A 20093-nucleotide genomic window follows, 5' to 3' on the forward strand; every position below is an offset into this window, starting at 1 on the left:
TCCTCAATGTTGCGTTGGTTTGTTGCAATCACTCCTCTGGCAGGCGCTATCGCCTTCCCAATCCTTGTGCCGATCACCATGGTGAAAGTGGGGATCGGCGCCGGTGTGGGGGTCGCTCTCGTTCTGAGCACCCTTTGGTTTGTCTCCATGTTGCTGACATCTGAGATGCCTCACTGAGGGTGGAACCCTCACTCTGAGGAGTGCTCCATGTCCTGTGAATCGTTCGCAACGCAAAGCCGCTTTTAATGGCTTGATTGTGTCGGCCTTATCTGGTCTGCTAGCGAGCGGTTGTAGTCGAGCTGGAGTTGTGCTCGGGCAGACGCCAGTCGATCTGAGCTTGCCCGAAGGAATCGCAGTTGGCTTTAACCACCGGACGGGTCATCGCTATCGAAGTCCGTTAAGTGGAGCATGGAGAACTGGCGACAATCTCGAACAGATGCTGATCGAGGCGATCCAGTCTGCCGAAGAAGAAATTTTGGTGGCGGTTCAAGACCTATCTCTGCCTCGCATCGCCCAGAGTCTTGTTGCCGCCACCGGCAAGGGCGTGAGTGTGAAAGTCATTTTAGAAAACAACTACAGCACCCCCTGGAGCCAACAGCATGAGCTCGATCTCAGACGTCATGGACGTCAAAGACTCCAGCGCTTAAGAGCTCTCGCCGATGAAGATCAAAACGGACTGATCAGCCTGGAGGAAGCACAGAATCACGATGCCTTACGCATCCTTCAAAACGGACCCATCCCTTGGATTGATGACACCGAAGACGGGAGCAAGGGCAGCGGCCTGATGCATCACAAGTTTGTCGTGATCGATGGTGAACGGGTCATCACTGGCAGCGCCAACTTCACCAACTCCGGCATGCATGGCGATGCTGGTGCCCCACAAACTCGCGGCAATGTCAATCATCTGATCAGCATTCAAAGTCCAACGCTGGCGACAGTTTTCAAACAAGAGTTTGCTCAGATGTGGGGCGATGGCCCTGGCGGATCGAACGACAGTCGATTTGGACGCAACAAAACACCCCAGCCTCAGCAAACCATCAAGGCAGGTACGGTGAACATCAGCGTGCTATTTCCACCCCATGCCAAATCACATCAAGGCCATGGGCTGGATGTGATTGAAGAGCAACTAGGAAGCGCCAAGAGAACGATTGACCTTGCCTTATTCGTTTTCTCTGCGCAGCAGCTCACCAACAAACTTGCACAGCGGATATCCGCTGGAGCCAAAGTGCGCCTGCTAGCTGACCCTGGATTTGCAAGCCGGTCCTTTTCAGAAGTGCTTGACCTGCTCGGCCTCGCACTGCCTGATCGCTTCTGCAAATTAGAGGCAGGCAATCAACCCTTAAGCAAACCGCTCAAAGGCATCGGTACTCCCGGCCTTGCTCGCGGCGACAAGTTGCATCACAAGTTCGCGGTGATCGACAACAAAACCGTGATCACGGGGTCCTTCAATTGGTCGCCCTCTGCGGCGCACACCAACGATGAAACCCTGCTAGTCATTCATTCACCCCTGCTCGCCAAACACTTCACGCGCGAGATGGATCGGATGTGGCGAGGTGCAGAACTTGGGATCACTCAAAGAATGAGCCGAAAGGTTGAAAAGAAGAGAGCGAAATGCGGGAGCGGAATGAACAGGGACTGAGCGGGTCGAGACAGGCCTAGAGCTAGCTTTAGAAGGGGCTTAGGAGATAGGGGGGCTTGTCCCGATCATCAAGGCAAGAGAGCATTCTCTTCTATTGAAATAAAATCCCAAAAACTTTCTACCGCGAGATGGCGCCCAAGAGACTTAACGAGGCTGGGGCAAATGACATTCCTGCCACAAGCAATTAATCTGAGAAAGAGCTAGCCAAAAACTGCTTTTAAATCTTGACCATCATGCATACATGTTTCCAGAGCCAGATTGACAGAGCAGAAGCATTTCGTTAAACATAGGAAAAACTTGGCATTAACAGCCGACCATGCATCAAATCTCAGAAAAAACAAACAATAATTTCCCAAAAAAGCTAATCGCGATTATCGCAATACTGGGCCTGTTAATTCTAGGAATTAGATTAATTTTAGCACCTGTTCAAGAAGTCCAAGCAGGCGTAGACATTGCAGCATGGCTAAAATTCTCTCAAATCTCTGAGCACATACATGCCCTGAGCGCATGCACATTCTTAGCTTTATCCGTTGGCGCAATCATTACGAGAAAAGGATCAGAAAATCATAAGATTTATGGCAAGCTTGGACTACTTGCATTGCTATTAGGATTACTATCTTCTGCGATTTTATTGATCGACTTGACAATAGAAGATCCATCTGGGGTTTATACTAGCCGAGTCATGATTAATGAAAACAACTCCATACTTTTTACATTACTCATTACAGGATCATATGGGGGAATGACAGGGTACAGGTGGGCAGCGCTACCTCAGCCAAAGCTTGACCTTGACTTAGTTTCTGGAGGGTTCGCCATTTTAGGAAGCATTTTTTCAATTGCTCTAATACCGTTTGTCGTCATTTTAGATCCAATAACTGCGGGAGATGTTGGTTTTCCATTAACACCATTTTCAGCTGGACTGCTACTGGCTGGGGAGAGCGTATTACTCGGAACTTTCGGATATAATGACATTACTGGCTTTTATGGCAAAAAAGCCAGCAAGACAGAAAGAGTCATTAAGCACGCCTACAGAACCATGATCACGGTCGGTGCTGCATTCGCCGCAATCAGTATCGTCCATTTAGGACCAGTCTTCGTTAATTACCCAAATCTTGTTTGGCTTCTTTATTTTGTCCCCCCTTCAATCATTGTTGCATTGACGATTTATTTAAAAGTAAATTATATTGCTTCAGCAAAGAGTTAGCTGGCGGATCAATCAACGGGCGATAGCGATTCAACCTCTGATCAAGCTCAGCATGCTGAACATCACACCAGATCTCCGCTGAGATCCCCAAGTGCTCTTGCTCTGACAGCAGGATCATCGAACCTGCCCATGCGGTTGATGAAGTGATCCTTCCCATCCAGACGAACCCTCACTTGCAGCGCACCTTTGTTATTCCTCAGGGTTGGTGCTTTCCTCAAGATCCAGTTCCTCATCTGGGATCTGGCTTAAAGCAGCCCCTACCAGAAGCCAATTTCACTTAGCTCTCTATAGCTCTACGGCATCTCACCCAGTCCAATGGGTGAGAACGGCTTCGACTCTGGCTCCGATCCCCTGAGCATCCCTGAGAAACTGAGCTGAGAGCTACATCTCAAGGATGTCCGCTACAAGTTCGCAGTGATCGAAAACCGCAAAGTGATCACAGGCAGCTTCAACTGGTCGCCCGCTGCCGCACAAACCAATGACGAAACACTGCTAGTGGTTCACTCACCCCAACTCGCCCAATACTTCACCCGAGAGATGAACCGAATGTGGCGAGGAGCAGATCTTGGGATCACGCCGCGAATACAACGCAAGTTGGAACAGCAGCAAGCCAAATGCGGGAGTGGGGTTGAGAGAAGCTAAGGGGCAAGGGATACAGTGGAAGTATTCTCCAATAAGCAAATGAAAGTCCTATTTTCATTACTTACATCGGCGGTAGCAATAAGTCTTTACCTACCCGCGGAAGCCAGCAAAGGAAAGCCAGCGGATATTGAAATGCTTGATCAAATCTGGCAGCAATACGATATCCCTAGCAGCCAGGGAGACCAAAATGCTTGCCTACTAAGAGACAAATATCAAATGACAATCAAACAGAATTTTCCCAATGCAGTCCGCGCCATGTGCCCACCAGAGACGAAAAGAACCTGGTTTGAAACTGGTCGAAAAGCCATGGCAGTAGGCTGCATACTGCCTTAATTATTGCTCTGAGCAAAATTCAATCATCTATTTTGCCTGATTAAAACTGTCATCACAGGCAGCTTTAGCTGGTCACCCTCTGCTGCACACACCAAGAACGGAACATTGCGGATCATACACTCACCCAAGAGCACCACTGTTCCAGCGTGAATATAACTTTTTGCATATACATGCATGATCACCAAAAATACAGAAACTTCGATTCACGGGAAATAGCAATCATCGAATCTGACTCCTAGTTCTTCCCCCACAAGGGTTCCTATCATTACCATTGACTGACCTTTGTCAAAGCGTTGGTAGGACTTATCTGATCTTTTTATGGTGCACCTGACCGAACCGCCAAGAAACTCCCCATCCGTCATCTGAAAGAGAATAGCTTTTTCATTGAATAGAATATCGTCAATAATACCAGCATATCCAGTTACCCTAATTCTTTTTCCTTTAAGCTGATCCTCCGCACGTGCACTATTTCGATCAAACTCGCTGGATATTTGCCTGACAGACATAGACAAATCATATTGTCTGAGCGCCTTAACCCTTTCAACACGTTTCTGCTCTACTTCGATTGCTTTCTTGTCAGCCATACTTTGAGATTTGATCTTTTCTAAGCGTTCTTTCTCGGCACGCTCTGCATTGCGTTTCGCTGCTTCTGCGCTTTCTTGTTTAGCGATTTGAGCTCTAATTTTTCTTTCATTAGCGATAGGCATAGATTCGCTAATGCTGTCTCCAATCCCAAAGGGAATTGAGAAAACAAAGAAATAGCCAATAAGGCTTAGTATTTTCCTTAAGGCCGTACGGTCCTCGGAAGAATTCTTCCATATCAAAACAGGCAAACCGATGAGACTTAATAAAAATACTGGAAATGCTATAACATTTAAAGATTCAAAAGCTTGTGCTTTTGAAACAACAATTCCACAAATCAGTCCGACGATTATTACAGCAGGAATTCGGGTTGATCTTCGCCGGAATAAATCAAAAAACTGTTTCAATTGATCCATTGCTGATCGAAAAGAGTTTGTCAATATACATCGCTGAGTTCAAGTCGTAAACGAAGAAAGCTCGGAACGTAAAGACACTATTTATACAGTAGCCACCAATGAAACGAAGCCTTCAATAAGCTAGGCAATGCAAACGGAAATAATAACGAAACTCTGCTAGTGATTCACTCACTCAAAGTTGCTGCTCACTTCACCCGAGAGATGGATCGGATGTGGCGAGGTGCAGAACTTGGGATCACTCAAAGAATCAGCCGAAAGGTTGAAAAGAAGAGGGCGACATGCGGGAGCGGAATGAACAGGGACTGAGTGGGGCTAAAAAGTAGCGCAAGAAGTGACCAGCAGCCATCAAAGAAACACACCCCTCATTAATATTATTCCTAGAGCGCATCTCTTTAGCACAATCCCAACAGAAGTGCCTACATTAATCAACAACGGCAATACCACTATCATAACTCTTGGGGAAATTATTGAATGCCAGAAGAAACCTCTATATAGCTTCAATCCTAGAGCAAGGCCTATCAAATTATGCTCTAGGCGATTCGTTCGCCCACTGAAACACAGATCGGATTCATTAAAGACACAAACCCAGGCAGCACAAGTGATAAAATGGCAAAAGAAACACAACACAGATGGATCAAGCTTTAATCTTTGAAAACATTTTTTCGCCCGCTGTCTTATTCTTTTTCATGGGCGCCTTAGCCGTTTTCCTCAAGATCAATCTGGAAATACCTCAACCAGTTTCAAAGCTGCTATCACTTTATTTACTCATATCAATTGGCTTTAAGGGAGGTGTGGAATTAATGGTCAGCGGCCTAAGTGGCTCAGTCCTAAAAATACTTCTTCTCTGTTTTGTTATGGCCGTGATAATACCGGTCTATGCATTCCCAATCCTCAGACAACGCTTTGATCCTGGAGACTCTGCTGCTCTCGCCGCATCATTTGGTTCAATCAGCGCCGTAACATTTATCACAGCAAGTTCATTCCTCAATGAACTCAAGGTTGAACACTCCGGATTTATGATTGCCGCCCTCGCTTTGATGGAATCTCCTGCGATTGTGATGGGTCTAATACTGCATGGAAAATCAAAGCAAGCACCAAACAACGAATCAGGGAAGAAAAGAAAACTTGCCAATATTATTCAGACATCTATTTTAAATACTTCAGTATTTTTACTTCTAGGGGCCCTTGCGGTTGGCGCACTCTCGGAATTTTTTGATCACTCGGGTGTTGAAAAGATTGCTCCATTTACCAACCAGATTTTCTATGGAGTGCTTTGCTTATTTCTACTGGAGATGGGGATTTCTGCTGCCTCGCGGATCAACGAATTAAGAAAGAGTGGCATGTTCTTAATTGCTTTTTCAATTTTATTCCCACTCTTCAATGCATTCATTGCAATCGCCTTGACCAGATTCTTTAGCTTGGAACCTGGAAATGCACTCTTATTTGTCATTCTCTGTGCAAGTGCTTCTTACATCGCTGTTCCGGCTGCGATGCGCTCATCTTTACCTAATGCCAACCCAAGCCTCTACCTCTCTGCAGCACTTGGAGTGACCTTTCCCTTCAATATAATCATTGGGATACCACTGTACTTCTCTTTGATTCAGAAGTTTTCTGCATAGGAATCAGCAGCAGACTTCAATACAGTCAAGGTGTCTTGCACCGATGACATGATTCTGGGGTCAAAATGGCCCTATGACTTCCCCTCTGCCCGTCCGACTCTCGCCACTCCTTCTTGGGTTAACGATCCTGGCGCCTTGTGCTGTTCGCGCACAATTGAGATACGTTCCTTTTCCCACCAAGAGTGAATTGAGGTCCCTGCAGCTGCTGGCCTTCACCTGTTCAAGGGAGAACAGCGTTGAGAGCTGTACTCGCACGCGTAAAACCGCGGATCCACTCATGGATCATCCTCGTCTCCCAGCAGCCTGCAAGGACACCGTTTGGGAGCTCATGCAAGAAGCAACGCCAGCCACAACCAACAGCTTTCAACGTCGCGACAAAATTGACAGCCCCGCACGCAGGCTCACCGTGGTCTGTGCTGATCCCGAAAAGCCCACCAAACCGGACAAGCCGGCTCCAGCGGGATCTCCATCTAGTCAAACTTGAAGCCCTGACCAGGCATGAGGAGACTGAGTTCTTGGCGAAGCTCTTGCATGAGTTCCGCACTGATCAATGGATGCGAACGAAGCTCATTGACAAGCTCCTGAACATTGCCAGGAGTGAGTCCACCGCTGGACACCATGGCCTCCAGTCGCTGTTTGAACAACAGCAGTAGATGCTGTTGTTCTTCGTTCAGAGGAAGGCCATTGGGATGCCCGATCTTCATGCTCATCAGAAGAGCCCCCAAACACAACAGATTGTTCCAACAGTAGCTGTGATAACTGGCCTCACCTAGGGCCAGGAACGCCCCTGCACAGGCTTAAGTTTTGGGAATCGATGCTGCCTCGTCATGACCCCTTCAATGCCGACGGAACCCAACCAGCGGCAGGTGCAACTCGAGGCGCCGTTCACCGACCAAAAACCTGGCACCTCCGGTCTTCGTAAAAGCAGCCAACAGTTTGAACAGCCCCACTACCTCGAGAGTTTCATCGAAGCCTCCTTCCGTACCCTCCCTGGCATGCAGGGTGGAACCTTGGTTCTCGGCGGAGATGGTCGCTACGGGAACCTCCGCGCAATTGATGTGATCTTGCGCATGGGTGCGGCCCACGGGTTGCAGAAAGTGATCGTCACCACAGGCGGCATCCTCTCCACACCTGCCGCCTCAAATTTAATTCGACAACGTGAAGCCATCGGCGGGATCATCCTTTCCGCCAGCCACAACCCCGGTGGGCCTGATGGTGACTTCGGCGTCAAGGTGAACGGAGCCAACGGCGGCCCCACCCCTGCTTCCTTTACGGATGCGGTCTACGAGTGCAGCAAAACTCTCAGGGACTATTCGATCGTGGAGGCACCTGCCATCAGCCTTCAGGCCCCGGGGCAGCATCTCATCGGTGAGATGCAAGTAGAGGTTATCGATGGCGTCGATGACTTCGTGTTGTTGATGAAGCAGTTGTTTGACTTCGAGAGCATTAGCGATCTCATTCGCAACGACTTCCCGTTGGCCTTTGATGCCATGCATGCGGTCACAGGCCCCTATGCCAAAAAGTTGCTGGAAGAGGTCTTAGGCGCAGCTGCTGGCACTGTCCGCAATGGGACTCCCATGGAAGATTTTGGTGGTGGGCACCCTGATCCCAACCTCACCTACGCCCATGAACTAGCAGACCTTCTGATGAAAGGCGATGCCTATCAATTCGGTGCTGCGTGTGACGGCGATGGCGATCGCAACATGATTCTGGGCAATCGTTGCTTTGTGAACCCAAGCGACAGCCTGGCCGTCCTGACGGCCAACGCCACCCTTGCCCCTGGTTACGCCTCAGGCCTCGCCGGAGTTGCACGCTCCATGCCCACCAGTGCGGCAGTGGACGTCGTCGCAAAAGACTTGGGGATCAACTGCTTTGAAACGCCTACTGGCTGGAAATTCTTCGGAAACCTGCTGGATGCCGGCGAGATCACGCTCTGCGGGGAAGAAAGCTTCGGAACAGGCAGTAACCACGTGCGCGAAAAGGATGGTCTCTGGGCGGTGCTGTTTTGGCTTCAGATCTTGGCGAAGCGACGCTGCAGTGTCGCCGAAATCATGACCGAGCATTGGAACCGTTACGGGCGTCACTACTACTCGCGCCATGACTACGAAGCCGTTCCAAGCGAAGCAGCCCATGGGCTTTACGACCGCTTGGAGACGATGCTTCCAAGTCTCATTGGTCAATCGTTCGCGGGCCGCAGCATCAGTGCTGCTGACAACTTCAGCTACACCGATCCCGTTGACCAATCCGTCACCAAAGGGCAAGGACTGCGCATCCTGCTGGACGATGGAAGCCGGGTGGTTCTGCGCCTGTCTGGCACCGGCACCAAGGGAGCAACATTAAGGGTGTATCTCGAGAGTTACGTCCCAACCACGGGTGACCTCGCTCAAGATCCTCAGGTTGCACTTGGCGAGATGATCACAGCCATTAATCAACTTGCCGAAATCACAGAACGCACGGGAATGGATCGTCCAACCGTGATTACCTGATTGGATTCAGGCGTGGGTTATTTCTTCTGTGACCCACGCCTGCCTCGATGGGCATTGGGATGGCGATAAACAGGATCAACGGCTTCTTCCTGAAGTTGACGGGTGGTTTCGATTGCAAAACCAGCGAGCCCAGATGATGTAATCACCATTAAGTAGAACAATCGCATCCTTCTGAGATCAATCTCAGCCGGTGTGTTTTCAATTAAAACCTTCAAAAAATAAGCAATTGCACAACCGATAGCAAGTCCAACCGCAATTGCTATCAACACCCTTGAGCCACTGAATGTCTTTTTTGTCATTAGTTGAGCTGCGGATCAGAAGAAGGCTTGGCATCAGCCTGACCAAGAAGTGTTTTCATTACCACGTAGAACACAGGAACAACCAGAGTGGAAAGGAACGTAGCCACTAATAAGCCACCAAACACCACCAAACCGAGTGAAGACTGGCTTTGAGCACCAGCTCCACTCGCCAGCATTAAGGGCAAGAATCCGGTTAATGAGGAGATCGCTGTCATCAAAATCGGTCTTAAGCGAGATTGAGCAGCAAAGCGAGCAGCTTCAAGAGCTGAAGTGCCTTCGCCCATTTTTTGGTTGGCGAGATCAACAATCAAGATCGCGTTACCGCCGGCCAAGCCGATCAACATCACCAGACCAACCTGGGCATAAATATTGAGAACTTGACCAGCAGCACCAAGAAACACCAAGGCACCAAGCAACGCAGTTGGTACCGTCAGCAGAATGATGATGGGATCCGAATAGCTTTCATATTGGGCTGAAAGCACCAAGAACACCGCCAAAATACCAAGAGCAAAAATCACAACGGCCAAGGATCCTGCCTTCACTTCTTCTCTTGAGATACCAGTCCAATCGAAGCCCAAGCCTTGCAGATTGGCATCTTTGAAGATTGTCTTCATCGCTGTAATCGCCTGACCAGAGCTTTTGCCGACGGCTGGTGTTCCGTCAATTTTGATCGAGCGGTAGAGATTGAAGTGAGGGATCACGCTGGGGCCAGTGGTTGACTTCACGGTGAAAAACTCAGACAAAGGGATTTGTTCCCCTTTCATGCTCTTCACATAAACCGACGAAAGCTGCTCAGGCGTTGCTCGATTAACATCATCAGCCTGTACATAGACACGTCGAACCTTACCCTCCTGGAAGGTGTCGTTGACATAGGCACCACCAAAATTGACGCTAAAAGATTGCATGGCGGAGCCAAAATCAACTCCTAGAGAAGCCATCTTCTCGCGATTCACCTTGATCTCAATCTGAGGTGATTCTGGAGAAAACAATGTATAGACACGGTTGAGAATTGGATTGGTATTGCCCGCCTGAATAATCTGCCCAGCGGAAGCAAAGAATTGGTTCAATCCATAGGCTCCACTACTCTTATCTAATAGCTGAAATTCAAAACCACCACCAGCGCCATAACCAGGAATCGATGGAGGCTCCACCACAAACACCCGGCCACCATCAATCGACATCAACAGCTTCTTGTTCAAGCGTTCAACAATCGCCGCCACGGAGTGTTCGCTTCCTTGACGTTCATCCCAATGCTTCGTTCCAAAGAAGAACAGTCCTTTGTTTGGAGCATTACCATCCAAACTGGCTCCACTAAACAAAGCAGCAGCAGAAATATCATCCTCAGATCGCAAAACCTCTGCCACTTTGCGGTTAATCGCTAGGGTCGTTTCATTCGAAACACCCTCTGGAGCCTGCACAAAGCCAATGGCATAACCCTGGTCTTCGATCGGAACAAATCCACCAGGAATGCGTGTGAAAGCAAAGCCAGTGAGCAGGATCCCGGCGGCAAGAGCCGCCATCACAATCGGACGGGCTTTGAGCACCTGGTCAAGGACTTTGGAATAACGCTTCTCAAAGCCTGAGTAAAAACGATTGAAATGAATGAAAATCTGAGGAACATACCAGCCAACAACAAGACCAATCGCCGTGAACAAGATCACAGGTATGAGATTGGTCACACCAACGAGAATTAAACCCACAACGGCTCCGCCCACAGCTCCAGGCATCCGCAATGGAATCGAAGTGAGCTTCATCGCAACGAAGCCCACCAAGGCACCAACAACCACTGGAATCAGGACCAATCCGGCCCCATCGCCGGCGCTCAAAAGGCCGTACGCAAATCCAAGAAAAACACCTGCTGTGGCGTATTGCTGTTTACTTAGCTGCTTGGTGTCCTTCGAAAGCAACAGAGCCGCCAGCATTGGCGAGAAGGTGAGTGCGTTGAAGGTTGAGATCCCGATCGAGAACAGGATGGTGGCAGCAAACTGTTTGTAAATCGTTCCCGTTGCTCCTGGGAAAAACAACACAGGGAGGAAAACGGCCATCTTCACCAGCGACGTGGCAATAACAGCGCTGAAGAGTTCATCCATGGTGGCCATCGCCGCCTGAACCGATGTCATCCCTTCAGCTTTTTTGGCAGACGTGTCTTCCACCACGGTGATCGCATCATCAACAACCAAACCTGTTGCCAGAACGAGGCCAAACAAGGTGAGCTGATTCAGAGAGAACCCGAAGGCCAACACGAGAGCGAACGTACCAATCAAGGCCACAGGAATGGCGATGGCGGGAACAAGCGTCGCTTTCCAATTCTGGAGGAATAAAAATAAAATCAAGACCACAAGAATCACTGCATCCCGCAGAGAATTTGTGACACCTTTGATCGACTGATTAATGAAGTCGGTAGTGTCGTAAATCACCTGGGTATCTAGGCCAACAGGAAGCGTCTGTTCGAATTGCTCAATCACCTCCTTCACGCCGTTAGACACCTGAATGGCGTTACTACCCGACAGCTGATAAACAGCAACACCAACAGAAGGTGTGCCTTTGAGGTCCATCGCGTCGATGCCATAGGTTTCTCCACCCAGGCTCACGCGACCAACGTCTTTGAGCTTGATCAAACCACCCGTATCGGTCGTTTTTAAAACGATATTTTCAAACTCTGATTCCGTCGTCAAACGGCCTTGCAATTGCACAGTGAATGTATATTGCTGACCTTCAGGAGCAGGAGAGCCACCAATTTTACCAGCAGGAACGAGGCGGTTCTGGCTTTGAAGTTGCTGTACAACATCGGCCGAAGTAAGCCCATTTGCCGCAAGTTTTTCCGGATCGAGCCACAGCCTAAAAGCAACTTTACGATTGCCAAAGTAGGTAACTTCTCCAACGCCAGGCACGCGTTTAATATTATCGGTTAAGTTTTTATCCAAGTAGCCACTAATGGTTTCAACACTATATTCCGTCTTAGAAGGGTCAGAATTAACGAAGTTATAAACAAGTAGAATCGAGTTCGAAGCCTTATTAACTGTGACGCCCGACTTGCGAACCTCCTCAGGAAGCTGGGGCTCAGCCAATGAAACTCTATTCTGAACATTAACCTGATTAATATTCCCGTCAGTTCCGCTATTAAAAGAAACAGAAACAGAACTCACCCCATCAGAAGAGCTGTTGGAAGTAATGAAATCCATATTTTCCACACCATTAATCTGCTGCTCAAGCACGGTGGTCACTCCCTGCTCAACTGAAACGGCATCAGCACCTACGTAGGTGGCCTGGACCTTGACCGTTGGAGGAGCAATATCAGGAAGATTCTCAATAGGAAGGATAGGGATTGAGATCAATCCCACAATCACGATCAAAAGGCTGCAAACAGTACTGAGTACCGGTCGCGTGATGAAATTATTTGATGCAGACATGAATCAACCTCAGTTCTTAGCTGCAGCAGGCTGTGATCCCGCGCGTTGTGTTTTCACCTGAATCGGCATTCCATGCTTGAGATTGAGGAGATTGCTCGTAATCACCTTCTCGTTGAGCTTTAGACCTTTCGTGACGGGATAACGATTGTTCTGAACCTGACCAATATTGACTGGTGTTTGAAGTGCAAACAGGGCATTTTCTGGCAACTTTCCCCTCTCGATACCTTGACTGATCCGTTCGATGTCAGACTTGCCTGGATTGGCCTTCAGGTCGGCAAAGCTGCCAACACGAAAGACAAAGCTTTGCCCTGAGGATTGCGTCACTGCCGCAAACGGCACTGAAATCTGCTGACCGGATTTCAATTGAACCCTGGTCCGTAGTCGCTGACCACTTCGTAGCTGGCCATCATCGTTGTTAAACAAAGCCTTCACTAACAGACCCTGAGTTTGAGGATTCACTTGAGGATCAATCGACTCAATCTGACTCGTGGCAAGGGGCTTAACCGTTCCAGGCACACTCAAAATGACGGGTTGGCCGATGGCAAGACGATCCCCATAGACCGCCGGCACTTCGACCTTCGCCTCAAGAATGTTGTTTTGCACCACACTCGTGAACGGTTGGTTTTGAGTCACCACATCCCCAACCTTCACCTGGACATTTGCCACGGTCCCTGCGGTCGGAGAGCGCAAATTGCTGTAACTGAGCTGTGCTTCTAACGCTTTGACTTTTTCAACTGCAGCGACGTAACGCGTGCGATAAGAGTCCCTTTGACGCAGCGAAGCCGCCCCTGCTTTTGCGAGAAATTCCTCACGCTCCCAATCAACTTTGGCTGTTGCCGCTTTGGCTCGTTGTTCCGCCAACGCCGCCCGTTCCTGAACCTGATCGAGCACGACGAGCAACTGACCCGCATCAATACGATCGCCCTGAGACACTTTGATCTCAGTGACACGGCCTGACGTCTGGGCTGCTAGCTCGACCAACTCATTGGCCTCGAGCGTGCTCACCGTATCGATATCGTCGGTGAACGTAGCTTCAAGAACAGATGCTTGCTGGACCGGTAGCACTGGTGTCTGTTCATCAGAGCCTCCACAAGCACTAATGGACATTGCTGTTAAAAGCACAGGCAGCAGTGGACGAAAACGCAGCACAAATCCTGTGACGAACGTAGGGATTATGTACGAATTTCAACCCAATTTTGGTTCGGATCAGGCAAGAATCCATACACAAAGACGATTGAGGGGAGATTGCTCGGTTGGTTGAAGATCTGTTCAGCCACCACGGGAAAGAGCTGAGGCGGCGTCAGGCGCCCTTGGCTGACCGTTTAAGGCCCACATCACTCGAGGAATTTGCAGGCCAACACGCGATTCTCGCCGAAGGCCGTTTGCTGCGCCGGGCGATCGCCGCAGACCGAGTGGGCAATCTGATCCTGCACGGACCGCCTGGCGTTGGGAAGACAACCCTGGCCAGGATCATTGCCACCCACACCCGTGCGCAGTTCAGCAGCCTGAATGCTGTTTTAGCTGGCGTTAAGGACCTACGTGAGCAAGTGGAAGCCGCCAAGCAGCGCTTGGAGAAACATGGCTTGCGAACCATCCTGTTCATCGATGAAGTGCATCGCTTCAACAGTGCTCAACAGGATGCGCTGCTCCCTTGGGTCGAGAACGGCACGCTCACCCTGATCGGTGCCACCACAGAGAACCCTTACTTCGAAGTCAACAAAGCTCTCGTGAGTCGCTCGCGCCTGTTTCGACTTCAATGCCTGGAGGCGAGTGACCTCCGTCAATTACTCCATCGAGCTCTTCACGACAAAGAGCGGGGCTATGGCAATCGTTCAGTCACGATCACGGCCGAGGCCGAAACTCACTTAGTGGATGTGGCCAACGGGGACGCGCGCAGCCTCCTCAATGCCCTCGAGCTTGCAGTGGAAAGCACAACTGCCAGCGATCCTGAGGCCGCGATTGAGATTGATTTGACCATTGCCGAGGAGTCGATTCAAGAGCGCGCTGTGCTCTACGACAAACAGGGAGATGCCCACTTCGACACGATTAGCGCATTCATCAAATCCCTGCGGGGCTCCGATGCGGATGCCGCCCTGTTTTGGTTGGCTCGCATGTTGGAAGCGGGGGAAAATCCAAGGTTCATCTTTCGACGGATGTTGATTTCAGCCGGGGAGGACATTGGTCTTGCCGACCCCCAAGCCGTCGTTGTGGTCGAAGCCTGCGCCGCGGCCTTCGAACGCATCGGCCTACCAGAGGGGCTGTACCCGTTGGCCCAGGCAGCCCTCTACCTGGCCTGCGCTGAAAAAAGCAACAGCACGATGGGACTGTTCGAAGCGATCCGTCTTGTTCGCAGTACTCAGAATCAGGATGTGCCAAGCCACCTCCGCGATGCCCATCGCGATGGTGATGCCTTTGGCGATGGAAAGGGATATCGCTACCCCCACGCCTACAGGGAGCATTGGATCGCACAGAATTACCTTCCCGATGCGCTGCAAGGGGAGGTGTTCTGGACACCGAGCAAGCAAGGCTGGGAGGGAGAACGACGAGGAAGAATGCTCGAACGTCGGGCTGCTCAGCTCGCCGTGGCAGGAGAAGCGGCCCAAACCCATCCCCTACTCCTCAGTAGTGGTCCAGACCTTCCAGACATGGAGCGCTGGCTGCATCGACAGCTCGCCCAAAACGATGAGCGTTTGCAAGACCTCCAGCAGAGACTCTGGACAGACGTGACTTTTCAACGCACCGACAGGGTGCTGGTGCTCGGGGGGCGATCCCTGCTCTGGGCCCTGGGTCCACTCAATGCTGTGCAAGAGGGGAGCGTCACGATCCTGTGCAACACCGCTGAAGAACACGCCCGACTTGAAGCCCAGCTTGAGCTGCTGGATCCATTGCATCGTCCCAACCTGCTTAGGGGTGGATCCGAGGCTTTGCAAGGTCTTCCTCATGACTGGCAATTCGAAGTCGTCGGGGGGCGACTCAGCAGTGAGGATCGCGATTGGATCGAATCTCCAGAGTTTTGGCAGAAACTGCAAGGCAAGCTGTCATCAGCGGCTCAGCTGCATGTTCTTCTCAGCCAAACAGCGATCGGTCCAGCGGCAGCGCTCTCAGAGCAATGCTCTGGATCCAACGAAGCCCTCTCAGAACTGATCGAAAAGGAACAACAGTGGCTTTTAACCCAGCAGCTTGATCAGCTCGTACGGCAGCAGCTCGAAGCCCTCTCAGCCTCAGTGATCACGGAGCAGTGGCAGGAATCTCTGTCACTGCCGATCGACGAACGCCTCATGAAACGCTGGCTTGGAAAGGACCGTCCCTATCGATCTCTGATCAATCGCTGCAGACAATCCGAGGTGGTGCTCTCCACACTTCAGCAGCTCCTGCAAACACAACGGGGTGGGCAATTGCCACAACCGCTGATCCATCACCGATTGACCTGCACGATGGCGTCCTCCTAGTGGCCAGCCATAAAAAAAAGCCCCGGCATCGCCGAGGCTTGGAAAGGCCGAAGCCGTGCGATCACCAGAGGCCGCGAACGGGAGCAGGTGCAGCAGCGCGAGGTGCGGGCGCAGCAGGAAGGATCTGCTTGGCTTGTACACAAGCGGGCAGGAAGACGTACCAAGACAACAGGGAAGTGGCCTGGGCGCCATCAAGACCGTCCTTACAGACGTTCTGGGAACCATCGGAAGCACCGTTGTCAGCCAAAGCGAAGTCAACGGGAAGAGCATTCAGGATGCCGGCAGAAGAGATCTGGCCGTCAGCAGCATCAAGGATGATGGCGGAGCGAAGAGCAACAACAGCTGTCTCCTGCTTCCTCCAGTAGGGGTAGTAGCTCTTGGTCTGATCCTGCAGGAAGGCAACGCCATCACTGGAATAGAGGAAACGTGAAACGCCCACGAGGTCAACCTCGTAAGAACGGGTCATGCCTTCCTGGATTTCATCTGCAGTCCAACCGGAATTGTTGATTCCACCTTGAAGACCGCGATCGGTGATTTCACCGTCTGCGAAGAAGGTTTTAAAAGCGTTGGACTTAGTGGACCAAACAGCACCACCTGTTTTCCAGCGCACAGGACGCTGAGCGGCTTCAGCCGAAACAGCCAAAGTTGTGAGAGACGCAGCGGCGAGAACGCCAGCAGCAAGACGGGTGAACACGGACGATGGAGATAGAGATATAGACATCATTTAAAACTTAGTCGCAGGAAAATGGATTGCCAACAAAAATGGTGGGTCCAGTACAAAAAACTGTCCCCAATGCGCACTATTGGAACCAATGCACTATAGGTATTAAATCGAGACTCACGACTCTCGCCCTATGAGTGCTTTAAAGCGACAAATACTCAGCGTCTGGGATCTCACACAGCTTCCATCCTTTAGGGCAAGCCGCAGCTTTCTGGTCAGCAAAAACAGGCCTTCGCCCTCGACATTGATGACTTTCAAGCTTGGAGCCATTAGATAGACACAATCGCAACATAGTGTTCACTCCCGCGTTGAGGGGTCAGCCATCGATGCGAACCGCCGCCCTTTGTTCAAACGCGAGCGTCCACGTTTTCATCGCCACTGAAGCCAGCCTTAACCAGCGATGACGCAAATTGCCCCCAATCAAAGCTGGCGAGCTGTCCGCAAACGATCGTCATCGAGCGGCTGAACAAAACGTGCATCCCTTGGGAGGCCCATTTCACCTGGAGTCAACACCTGCATCTGGGATGGTCGCGATCACGCCTAGGAAGCCCAAAACAAGGACAGCGACCACGGTGGAAACAGATCGCATCCAACCTTGTTCCACGCCAATGAGAGGCTGATTCTGATTGAGATTTCAACTGAGGCAGACCCTTGTTCCAGTCAAGTTCTGCTCGCAAGCTGACACGATCGCAATACCCCATGGCCCTAGTTGGCGACAGTGCGCATCGACCTGAAGACCTTTTCCCTGGTGGCTTGCACTCAACCCATCGGCCGCCACAACCCAATGCGACAGATCTTGCGCCAACGATCCCCGATGCCACTTAATCGCAGCTTCCTTGATCAGCCAGTGCTCCAACACACTCTGATGAAACGCTTGTTTTGGGAGGCCTTTCAATTGATGTTGCTCGCTTAATGCGTAGTAGCGCCTCATCAGCGCTTCAGAAGCAAAGGGACGATTCAATCGCTCTAAATCAACCCCAACGGGGGCAGAAGACCAGGCCATCAACGCAGAGCCTTGGCTATGGCTGAGGCTGACAAATCCCCAACCTGAGTGCATCGAGGGAGGCGCACCCGGGGGCGCATGCAAAGGAATCTCCTGCGCAGGCACTCCCCACAAATCACTAAGACACGAACGCATCCAGGCTCGGGAGCCAAGGAAACGCTGCTGACGGGTCTTACCCAAGTTGCAAGCCCAAGCGTGTTCCTGATCTGACACGCAAGAATCCACTGAGGACATCGGACCAAGCCACATCACGGTTACGCTTCCGCTCTGGCTGTTGCCTTCCTCCATGACTTTGCAGATCGGCGATCTCGCGCCTGATTTCACACTTCCTGACCAAAACGGAGAGCCCGTGCACTTGGCCTCCTTGCGGGGGCAGCGCGTGGTGATCTATTTCTATCCCAAAGACGCCACCCCTGGTTGCACGAAAGAGGCCTGCAACTTCCGAGATCGCTGGTCGTCCTTTCAGGACCATGGAATCCACGTCTTAGGGATCAGCAAGGACAACGCGGCATCCCATACGCGCTTCATCGCCAAGCAGGAATTGCCCTTCACGCTGTTGAGTGATGAAGAGCCTTGCCCCGTTGCCAGCAGCTTTGAGAGTTACGGTCTGAAAAAGTTCATGGGCCGCGAATCCATTGGGATGATGCGTCACACCTTCGTCGTAGACGCGGAAGGACGGTTGGAACTGATCTACCGGAAAGTGAAATCTGATTCCATGGCCGATCAAATCCTCAGTGATTTAGGGATCAGCTGATCAGCTCGACCATCGCCTCCATTACCAAGTTCGGGGCATGTAGCACCTCCATCCCCAACTGCTTCTGAAGTTTCGGGAGTAGTTGGAGGGCATCTCCTCCACAGAGCCAAATCGGCCAAGGGCTTTGCGCGTGGGCTTCACGGATGAGACCCACCAAACTTTGCTGCGCTCCAGAGCGCATGGCGGCCTGAGTCTCGAAGGGGAAAGACTCAGCTTCTTCGGGGGCTAAAACCAAGGGCGAGGTCGCTGTTAGTCCTGCTGTGGCCTCACCCATCGCGCGCAATTGCAATCCATAACCAGCCGCCAACAACCCACCGGAGAACGATCCATCCGCAGAGATTCTGGTAAGGCTGAGAACCGTGCCTGCATCCACCACCAGAACGCCAACACGATTTTGATTCGCACGCCAAGCTCCCCATCCAGCGAGAGCTCGATCGATGCCTAACCAAGGGGGAATCCCCTGAAGTGGGATCGCACTCAGGTTCAGCCGTTTACTGGACTGCAAACAAGGATGGCTTGGGACCACCCCCACAGCCGCCCAGGCGAGGAGATCGCTGGGTGCATCCAACGCCTCAAGCGCCGCGGCTTCATGCTGATAGATCCAAGCAGAAGCGCCCCTCTGCTCTGCCCAATGCCAGCGGCTGTTCCCAATCAACAAGCAACGGGATGGGAGGGCCTCGCTAGATGCCATCACCCATAACACCTGGCAGGTGGATGCCACATTCCTGTTTGAGGCCAGCAAAGCGCGTGTCTCGTCCCGTCGCCTCTAGCCCGTCAGGGCCACTGGAATGCCAATCACCAACCGTGGAATATCCCTTCTCAAACAGCGGATGTTGGGGAAGATCGTTCTCCTTCATGTAATAGAAGACATCCCGTGAGGTCCACTCCAAAAGCGGCCTCAGGGAGAAGCGACCACGAATGGGATCGAGCGCAGTCATGCTTCGGCGTGTATCCGTCTGAGCACGGCGCACACCACTCGCCCAGCAAGACACCTGAAGACGATGCATCGCTTCTTCAAGGGGCTCTACCTTGCGGATTTTGAGGTAAAGCTCCATGTCCTCAACAACACCTGATTCCCAGAGGCGGCCATGGAGCGCCTCCATCCGAGCTGCAGACGAGGAAGACTGAGCGATGTGGAGGTTCAGATCAAAGCGCTCGCGAAGCTCCTCGGCGTAGCGATAGGTCTCAGGGGGGAGATAGCCGGTATCCACCCAGATCACTGGAATGTCTCGGGCTCGATCCATCCCGCTCAACAAGTGCAGCAATACAGAGGATTGGATCCCGAAGCTCGTGGTCAGGGCAAAACCCGACCCAAACTGCTCATAAGCCCACAGCAACCTTGAGCGCGCATCCAACGGCTCAAGCTGCTCACGCGCTAGTTGCAGTTCTCCCGCCTCAGCCTTGGGGCCAGCGGCAACGACAGGCTGATTGTTGGAGGTGGACACATCCCTCATCTCTCCATCTTCCAACGCCGAGGGGCATGGTGTCATGTCTATGGTTTCAAAACCATTTCTGAAGTTCTGACTTCAAGTACCA

General features: G+C 51.4%; 17 protein-coding genes and 1 pseudogene. 9 read left to right on the top strand and 9 right to left on the bottom strand.

Annotated features, from left to right (window positions below):
* Window positions 1–6 precede the first annotated feature (6 nt).
* The 4 genes and pseudogenes from SIC18_RS00825 to SIC18_RS00840 all read left to right on the top strand — a co-directional run.
* Window positions 7–177 (top strand): hypothetical protein, encoded by a 171-nt coding sequence (locus SIC18_RS00825; protein WP_048347277.1) that lies wholly within the window; start codon window positions 7–9, stop codon window positions 175–177.
* A gap of 37 nt (window positions 178–214) precedes the next feature.
* Window positions 215–1639 (top strand): phospholipase D-like domain-containing protein, encoded by a 1425-nt coding sequence (locus SIC18_RS00830; RefSeq protein WP_413429928.1) that lies wholly within the window; start codon window positions 215–217, stop codon window positions 1637–1639.
* A 316-nt stretch (window positions 1640–1955) separates the two neighbouring features.
* Window positions 1956–2843: a hypothetical protein gene (locus tag SIC18_RS00835; protein WP_413429929.1), complete on the top strand. Its 888-nt coding sequence runs from the start codon at window positions 1956–1958 to the stop codon at window positions 2841–2843.
* A 396-nt stretch (window positions 2844–3239) separates the two neighbouring features.
* A pseudogene (locus SIC18_RS00840) lies at window positions 3240–3485 on the top strand (phospholipase D-like domain-containing protein); the annotation flags it as partial.
* A 536-nt stretch (window positions 3486–4021) separates the two neighbouring features.
* Here the strand turns inward: SIC18_RS00840 and SIC18_RS00845 are convergent.
* Window positions 4022–4816, bottom strand: a complete 795-nt coding sequence (locus tag SIC18_RS00845) for an OB-fold protein (RefSeq protein WP_413429930.1) — start codon at window positions 4814–4816, stop codon at window positions 4022–4024.
* Between the two features lie 629 nt (window positions 4817–5445).
* Here SIC18_RS00845 and SIC18_RS00850 point away from each other — a divergent pair.
* Both SIC18_RS00850 and SIC18_RS00855 read left to right on the top strand, forming a co-directional pair.
* A complete protein-coding gene (locus SIC18_RS00850; protein WP_048347279.1) occupies window positions 5446–6435 on the top strand; it encodes a sodium-dependent bicarbonate transport family permease in 990 nt (329 codons plus the stop codon).
* Window positions 6436–6508: 73 nt separating this feature from the next.
* On the top strand, window positions 6509–6919 hold the full coding sequence (locus SIC18_RS00855) for a hypothetical protein (protein WP_413429931.1): 411 nt from the start codon (window positions 6509–6511) through the stop codon (window positions 6917–6919).
* Here the strand turns inward: SIC18_RS00855 and SIC18_RS00860 are convergent.
* Entirely contained in the window at window positions 6906–7145 is a 240-nt protein-coding gene (locus SIC18_RS00860) for a hypothetical protein (protein ID WP_413429932.1), read from the bottom strand. The genes SIC18_RS00855 and SIC18_RS00860 overlap by 14 nt on opposite strands.
* Window positions 7146–7262: 117 nt before the next feature.
* On the opposite strand from SIC18_RS00860, the gene SIC18_RS00865 reads away from it, so the two are divergent.
* On the top strand, window positions 7263–8921 hold the full coding sequence (locus tag SIC18_RS00865) for an alpha-D-glucose phosphate-specific phosphoglucomutase (RefSeq protein ID WP_413429933.1): 1659 nt from the start codon (window positions 7263–7265) through the stop codon (window positions 8919–8921).
* Between the two features lie 17 nt (window positions 8922–8938).
* Here the strand turns inward: SIC18_RS00865 and SIC18_RS00870 are convergent, their stop codons facing one another.
* From SIC18_RS00870 to SIC18_RS00880, 3 genes are read right to left on the bottom strand one after another with little or no spacing between them, the layout of a single operon-like run.
* A complete protein-coding gene (locus SIC18_RS00870; protein ID WP_413429934.1) occupies window positions 8939–9220 on the bottom strand; it encodes a hypothetical protein in 282 nt (93 codons plus the stop codon).
* Window positions 9220–12630, bottom strand: coding sequence for an efflux RND transporter permease subunit (locus tag SIC18_RS00875; RefSeq protein ID WP_413429935.1), 3411 nt, complete (start codon window positions 12628–12630; stop codon window positions 9220–9222). Before SIC18_RS00875 ends, SIC18_RS00870 begins: the two co-directional genes overlap by 1 nt.
* Before the next feature lie 9 nt (window positions 12631–12639).
* Entirely contained in the window at window positions 12640–13779 is a 1140-nt protein-coding gene (locus SIC18_RS00880; RefSeq protein WP_413429936.1) for an efflux RND transporter periplasmic adaptor subunit, read from the bottom strand.
* Between the two features lie 104 nt (window positions 13780–13883).
* On the opposite strand from SIC18_RS00880, the gene SIC18_RS00885 reads away from it, so the two are divergent.
* Window positions 13884–16079, top strand: a complete 2196-nt coding sequence (locus SIC18_RS00885) for an AAA family ATPase (RefSeq protein ID WP_413429937.1) — start codon at window positions 13884–13886, stop codon at window positions 16077–16079.
* A gap of 61 nt (window positions 16080–16140) precedes the next feature.
* On the opposite strand, the gene SIC18_RS00890 is transcribed toward SIC18_RS00885, so the two are convergent.
* Both SIC18_RS00890 and SIC18_RS00895 read right to left on the bottom strand, forming a co-directional pair.
* The gene (locus SIC18_RS00890; protein ID WP_245407145.1) at window positions 16141–16773 is read right to left on the bottom strand and encodes an alpha/beta hydrolase; all 633 of its coding nucleotides are present in this window, start codon (window positions 16771–16773) and stop codon (window positions 16141–16143) included.
* A 661-nt stretch (window positions 16774–17434) separates the two neighbouring features.
* Entirely contained in the window at window positions 17435–18091 is a 657-nt protein-coding gene (locus SIC18_RS00895; protein ID WP_413429938.1) for a 4'-phosphopantetheinyl transferase family protein, read from the bottom strand.
* On the opposite strand from SIC18_RS00895, the gene bcp reads away from it, so the two are divergent.
* Window positions 18090–18557: a thioredoxin-dependent thiol peroxidase gene (bcp, locus tag SIC18_RS00900; protein WP_048347289.1), complete on the top strand. Its 468-nt coding sequence runs from the start codon at window positions 18090–18092 to the stop codon at window positions 18555–18557. The genes SIC18_RS00895 and bcp overlap by 2 nt on opposite strands.
* On the opposite strand, the gene SIC18_RS00905 is transcribed toward bcp, so the two are convergent.
* Complete coding sequence (locus SIC18_RS00905) at window positions 18550–19248, bottom strand: type III pantothenate kinase (RefSeq protein ID WP_413429939.1); 699 nt, start codon at window positions 19246–19248, stop codon at window positions 18550–18552. The genes bcp and SIC18_RS00905 overlap by 8 nt on opposite strands.
* Window positions 19238–20047: a phosphoadenylyl-sulfate reductase gene (locus tag SIC18_RS00910; protein ID WP_413429940.1), complete on the bottom strand. Its 810-nt coding sequence runs from the start codon at window positions 20045–20047 to the stop codon at window positions 19238–19240. The genes SIC18_RS00905 and SIC18_RS00910 overlap by 11 nt, the downstream gene beginning before the upstream one ends.
* Window positions 20048–20093 lie beyond the last annotated feature (46 nt).

It is taken from the genome of Synechococcus sp. Cu2B8-bc1011, assembly GCF_047302735.1.
In the GTDB taxonomy this organism is placed as follows: domain Bacteria; phylum Cyanobacteriota; class Cyanobacteriia; order PCC-6307; family Cyanobiaceae; genus Synechococcus_C.